The organism is Mesorhizobium sp. M1E.F.Ca.ET.063.01.1.1 (genome assembly GCF_003998155.1).
GTDB lineage: Bacteria > Pseudomonadota > Alphaproteobacteria > Rhizobiales > Rhizobiaceae > Mesorhizobium.
On record NZ_RZSC01000748.1, the window covers coordinates 1 to 2,803 of the forward strand.

2 protein-coding genes and 1 pseudogene are annotated in these 2,803 nt (G+C 64.5%); all 3 read left to right on the forward strand.

Annotation, left to right across the window (positions count from 1 at the left end; genetic code table 11):
* Positions 1–2,006 (forward strand): efflux RND transporter permease subunit (locus EOA29_RS31650; protein ID WP_145969907.1); only part of this gene is annotated, 2,006 nt, incomplete at its 5' end.
* Between the two features lie 60 nt (positions 2,007–2,066).
* Positions 2,067–2,672: a nitrile hydratase subunit alpha gene (gene nthA / locus EOA29_RS31655; RefSeq protein WP_126093163.1), complete on the forward strand. Its 606-nt coding sequence runs from the start codon at positions 2,067–2,069 to the stop codon at positions 2,670–2,672.
* Positions 2,673–2,684: 12 nt separating this feature from the next.
* Positions 2,685–2,803: pseudogene (locus tag EOA29_RS31660) on the forward strand (SH3-like domain-containing protein); the annotation flags it as partial.

A 2,803-nucleotide genomic window follows, 5' to 3' on the forward strand; every position in this document is an offset into this window, starting at 1 on the left:
ACATCTCGCTGATGGGACTGACGCTCGCCGTTGGCCTCGTCGTCGACGACGCCATCGTCATGCTCGAAAACATCTTCCGCCACATGGAGGAGGATGGGCTGTCGGCCTTCGACGCCTCGCTGAAGGGCGCGCGCGAGATCGGCTTCACCATCATTTCGATCTCGATCTCGCTGGTGGCGGTGTTCATCCCCGTGCTTCTGATGGGCGGCGTCATCGGCCGCATCTTCAACGAATTCGCGGTCGTGGTGACTGTCGCCATCCTGGCATCGATGTTCGTGTCGCTGACGCTGACGCCGATGCTGTGCTCGCGGCTGCTGTCGGTGACGAAAGCCGACCGCGAGGCGCATGCGGGCGGTGAGCGGCACGATATCTTCACGCGCGGCTACGACTGGCTCCTGACCTTCTGCCTGCGCCATACTTTCCTGGTGTTCCTCGTCTTCGTCGGAACGGCGGCGGCGTCGGTCTGGCTGTTCCAGGCCTCGCCCAAGGGCTTCTTCCCGCAGGAGGATATCGGCCAGATTTCGGTGACGACGATCGCCCGGCAGGACATCTCCTTCGACGCCATGACCAAGCTGCAAGGTCAGGTGGCGAACGTCTTCTCCCATTCTCCCTATGTATCGCATGTGGCCTGGTCGGTCGGTAGCGGCAATAATGCGCTGAACCAGGGACAGCTCTACGTGCAGCTGAAGGACAAGAGCCAGAGACCCAATATCGAGAAGGTGCTGTCCGACTTGCGGCGGCAATTGGGGGGCGTCGCCGGCATCGAGTCCTATATGCAGCCGGTGCAGAACCTGAGACTTGGTTCGCGGTCTTCCGCCAGCGCCTACCAGCTGGTCGTCCAGGGACTCGATACCGGCCAGACCGATATCTGGGCGCAGAAGCTGAATGATGCGATGGCGGCGGACCACACGATGTTCACCGACGTCACCAGCGATCTGCAGAACAATGCCCTGGAGGCGACGCTGGTGGTCGACCGCGACAAGGCCGCCCAGCTCGGCATCGACACCGACACGCTGCGCTCGGCTCTCTATGGCGGCTTCGGCACCGATCAGGTGTCGACCATCTTCGGCTCGGCCGACAGCTATGAAGTCATCACCGAGCTGGACCCGAAGATCGCGTGGTCGCCCGAGCGGATGCTGGCCATCCAGGTGCGGACGGCGAGCGGCAGCCTGGTGCCGCTCGGCGCCTTCGCCCGCGTCGATCGCACGGCAGGCGCGCTGACGGTCAACCAGCTCGGCCAGTTGCCGGCGGTGACGATCTCCTACAACCTGCCGCAGGGCGTGTCGCTCGGCGACACAGTGGCCCGCATCGACCAGCTGAAAGAGCAGATAGGCATGCCGAAGGCGATCTCGACCACCTTCGCCGGCACGGCCAAGACCTTCCAGGATTCGCTCGCCAACCAGGGCCTGCTGATCGGCGGCGCGATCCTCACCATCTATATCGTGCTCGGCATGCTCTATGAGAGCTTCATCCACCCGCTCACCATCCTCACCGGTCTGCCGTCGGCGGTGTTGGGAGCGTTGGTCGCGTTGCAGCTCGCGGGGATGGATCTGTCGGTCATCGCGGTGATCGGCATCCTGATGCTGATCGGCATCGTCAAGAAGAACGGCATCATGATGGTCGATGTCGCGCTGGACCTCAGGCGTCAGGGCATGTCGGCGGTGGACTCCATCCACAGGGCCTGCCTGATGCGTTTCCGGCCGATCATGATGACGACGCTGGCGGCGCTGATGGGCACGTTCCCGATCGCGCTCGGCACCGGCGCCAGCGCCGAACTCAGGCAGCCGCTCGGCGTTGCTGTGGTCGGCGGCCTGCTCGCCTCACAGGCGCTCACCCTGTTCGTCACGCCGGTCATCTATGTCTATTTCGAGCATTTCTCCGGTTGGCTGCTCAGCTTCTCCTCTAAGAAGAGCCGGCCGGAGCTGCATGCGATCGAGCCTATCGAACAGCCTTCGCTCTTCGACGCCGAGGAAGAAGCCGAACCGAAAAAGGTGGCCGCCGAGTAGGCGGCTCTGGCCCAAGGCGTGGCGCTTGCGGCTAACCGCACCCGATCCTAGTTTGAGGTCATGACCCACGATCATGACCACGACAACGAGCTCGACCCGTTCGCGGCGCGCGTGCGCGCGCTCGAGACGATCCTGACCCAGAAAGGCCTGATCGACCCGGCGGCCATCGACGTCATCGTCGATACCTACGAGACGAAGATCGGCCCGCGCAACGGCGCCAGGGTGGTGGCCAAGGCCTGGAGCGATCCCGCCTATGCCGAATGGCTGAAGCGCGACGCGACGGCGGCGATCGCCTCGCTTGGCTATACCGGCCGCCAGGGCGAGCACATGCAGGCTGTCTTCAACACCGAGGAGACGCACAACCTCGTCGTCTGCACGCTCTGCTCCTGCTATCCGTGGTCAGTGCTCGGCCTGCCGCCGGTCTGGTACAAGGCGCCGCCCTATCGGTCGCGGGCGGTGATCGACCCGCGCGGCGTGCTGGAAGAGTTCGGGCTGACGCTGCCTAAGGATAAGAAGATCCGCGTCTGGGATTCGACCGCCGAGCTTCGCTACCTGGTGGTGCCGATGCGGCCGAAGGGCACCGAGGGCTGGAGCGAGGAACAGCTCGCCGGCCTGGTCAGCCGCGACGCGATGATCGGCACCGCGCTGGCGAAAGAGTCGGAATAAGGGGGAGCCTCAATGAACGGGCCGCAGGATCTCGGCGGGCAGATGGGTTTCGGGCCGGTCGCGCCCGAAAAGGACGAGCCCTATTTCCACGCCGAATGGGAAAAGCGCGCGCTCGGCGTGACGCTCACCGC